Source organism: Propionivibrio soli (assembly GCF_025770765.1).
In the GTDB taxonomy this organism is placed as follows: domain Bacteria; phylum Pseudomonadota; class Gammaproteobacteria; order Burkholderiales; family Rhodocyclaceae; genus Propionivibrio; species Propionivibrio soli.
The window spans coordinates 1-2,779 of the sequence record NZ_JANZKY010000029.1 but is presented as its reverse complement, the minus strand read 5'-3'; the positions used below and the strand labels follow the sequence as shown (position 1 = coordinate 2,779).

Annotated in this window: 4 protein-coding genes; all 4 read right to left on the bottom strand. The window is 61.6% G+C overall.

Translation table 11 applies throughout. The features are described 5' to 3' along the window. Positions 1-76: DUF2160 family membrane protein (locus tag NZ453_RS22255; protein ID WP_420851695.1), on the bottom strand; the 76-nt coding region annotated here is incomplete at its 3' end. A gap of 24 nt (positions 77-100) precedes the next feature. After that, positions 101-913 carry a carbohydrate ABC transporter permease gene (locus NZ453_RS21800; protein WP_263773111.1) on the bottom strand — a complete coding sequence of 271 codons (813 nt, stop codon included), beginning with the start codon at positions 911-913 and terminating at the stop codon, positions 101-103. Further along, positions 906-1,799, bottom strand: coding sequence for a carbohydrate ABC transporter permease (locus NZ453_RS21795; RefSeq protein ID WP_263773110.1), 894 nt, complete (start codon positions 1,797-1,799; stop codon positions 906-908). The genes NZ453_RS21800 and NZ453_RS21795 overlap by 8 nt, the downstream gene beginning before the upstream one ends. Then, positions 1,796-2,779, bottom strand: a 984-nt coding sequence (locus tag NZ453_RS21790) for an ABC transporter ATP-binding protein (protein WP_263773109.1), incomplete at its 5' end; no start/stop codon positions are given. The genes NZ453_RS21790 and NZ453_RS21795, both read right to left, overlap by 4 nt.

Here is a 2,779-nt window from a genome sequence, read left to right as displayed (position 1 = left end):
TTTCCCAAACCGTCATACCGACGAGCATGAGGGCGATGCTGGAAAAGAAGACCGCTACCGGCGTGGTCCACGCCATCCATTCAAGCATGTTGATCTCCAATCAAACGCGGCCCATCGCGAAGCCCTTCGCGATGTAGTTGCGGACGAACCAGATGACGATGGCCCCCGGCACGATGGTGAGCACGCCGGCCGCGGCGAGCGTCGCCCAGTCCATCCCGGAAGCGGACACCGTGCGCGTCATCGTGGCGACAATCGGTTTGGCATCGACGCTCGTCAACGTGCGCGCGAGCAGCAACTCGACCCAACTGAACATGAAGCAGAAGAAGGCGGTGACGCCGACCCCGGCCTTGATCAGCGGCAGGAAAATGCGCACGAAGAAGTGCGGGAACGAGTAGCCGTCGATGTACGCCGTCTCGTCGATCTCGCGCGGGATGCCGCTCATGAAGCCCTCGAGGATCCACACCGCCAGCGGTACGTTGAACAAGAGGTGGGCGAGCGCCACGGCGATGTGCGTGTCCATCAGGCCCACGGTCGTATAGAGCTGGAAGAACGGCAGCAGGAAGACGGCCGGCGGCGTCATGCGGTTGGTGAGCAGCCAGAAGAAGACGTGCTTGTCGCCGAGGAAGCTGTAGCGCGAGAACGCGTACGCGGCAGGCAACGCCACCGTGAGCGAGATCACCATGTTGATGCCGACGTAGATCAGGCTGTTGATGTAGCCGGAATACCACGACGGGTCAGTCAGGATGGTCTGATAGTTCGCCCAGGTGAAGTTCTCGGGCAGCAGGGAGAAACTGGCCAGGATCTCCGTGTTGGTCTTGAACGACATGTTGATCATCCAGTAGACCGGCAGCAGCGCGAAGATGATGTAGGCCACCAGGAAGATCGAGCGTTTCTGGAATCCTTGCTTATTCATGGCCACCCTCCTTGGCTTGCGTACCCACCCGTTGCATCCAGTTATACAAAATGAAGCAGAGCAGCAGGATGATCAGGAAGTAGATCAGCGAGAAGGCCGCCGCGGGTCCGAGATCGAACTGGCCGACGGCTTTCTGCGTCAGGAATTGCGAGAGGAACGTCGTCGAGTTGCCCGGACCGCCGCCGGTGAGGACGAAGGGCTCGGTGTAGATCATGAAGCTGTCCATGAAGCGCAACAGGACGGCGATCATCAACACGCCGCGCATCTTCGGGAGTTGCACGTACCAGAACACCGCCGCCTTGCTCGCGCCGTCGATGCTCGCGGCCTGGTAGTAGGCGTCGGGAATCGAGCGCAGGCCGGCGTAGCCGAGCAGGCCGACGAGCGGCGTCCAGTGCCAGACGTCCATGACGAGCACGGTGACCCAGGCGTCGACCGCATCGCCGGTGTAGCTGTAGTTGATGCCGAGCCACTGCAGACCGGCGCCGAGCAGCCCGATGTCGGCGCGACCGAAGATCTGCCAGATGGTGCCGACGACGTTCCACGGGATGAGCAGCGAGAGGGAGACGATGACCAGAACAGCGGAGGACTTCCAGCCTTTGGCCGGCATGGACAAGGCGAGCAGGATTCCGAGCGGCAGTTCGACGGCGAGAACGGCGAGCGAGAAGATCATCTGCCGCCACAGCGCGCCGTGGAGCTCTTCGTCACGCATGATCGCGGCAAACCACTCGGTGCCGACGAAGACCTTCTGTGTCGGCGAGATGATGTCCTGCACTGAGTAATTCACGACGGTCATCAGCGGCATGATGGCCGAGAAGGCAACACACAGTAGAACCGGCAGGATCAGGAACCAGGCTTTCTGGTTCACCGGTTTGGTCGTCACGCTCATCGTACGATCTCCTCGTCCTTGTAGAAGCACGTGTGCTCGCTCATCACCTGCAGCCACGCCGTGTCACCGGGCGATAACTGGGCAAAGTCCGACGACAGGCGGGCTTTAAGTGCGCTGTTTGCTCCGGTCGCGCTCAACATGACGTGGGTCCCCACGTCCAGGACGCGGGACACCGTCATCGGCAAGGCACCGGGGGTATGCGCCGGAACAACGGACACGTATTCGGGACGCACACCGAGCTTGATTTCTCCGGCGGGCAAGGGTCGGCCTGCGGGCAGCGGCAACGTCATGTCCGCAATGTGGAATCCGTCGCCCTCCATCTTGCCGGACAGAAAGTTCATTCCCGGCGAGCCGATGAAATGGCCGACGAAGGTATGACTCGGACGCTCGAACAGTTCAGCCGGTGATCCCATCTGAACGACCCGGCCTCGCGTCATCACCACGACCTGTTCGGCGAAGGTCAGCGCTTCGACCTGATCGTGCGTGACGTAGATCAGCGTCAGCTTGAGCTCATGGTGAATCTGTTTGAGCTTGCGTCGCAGTTGCCATTTGAGATGCGGGTCGATCACCGTCAGCGGTTCGTCGAAAAGTACCGCCGCGACGTCGGGGCGAACCAGCCCGCGACCCAGCGAAATCTTCTGCTTGGCGTCCGCCGCGAGGCCCGCCGCGCGCTGATTGAGCTGTCCGCTCATTTCGAGCATCTCGGCGATTTCGCCGACGCGCTTGCGAATCTGGTCGTGCGGCACTTTGCGGTTGCGTAACGGAAACGCCAGGTTCTCCGCCACCGTCATCGTGTCGTAGATGACCGGGAACTGGAACACTTGCGCAATATTGCGTTGCTGCGGCGTCGCATGCGTGACGTCGCGACCGTCGAACTTCACGGTGCCCTGCGAGGGCGCCACCAAGCCCGACATGATGTTGAGCATCGTCGTCTTGCCGCAGCCCGACGGCCCGAGCAACGCATACGCTCCCCCGTCTTC

Excerpts from the sequence above, each read along its gene's own strand:
- NZ453_RS21800 (WP_263773111.1), bottom strand. The coding sequence starts at position 913 with ATGAATAAGCAAGGATTCCAGAAACGCTCGATCTTCCTGGTGGCCTAC.
- NZ453_RS21795 (WP_263773110.1), bottom strand. The coding sequence starts at position 1,799 with ATGAGCGTGACGACCAAACCGGTGAACCAGAAAGCCTGGTTCCTGATC.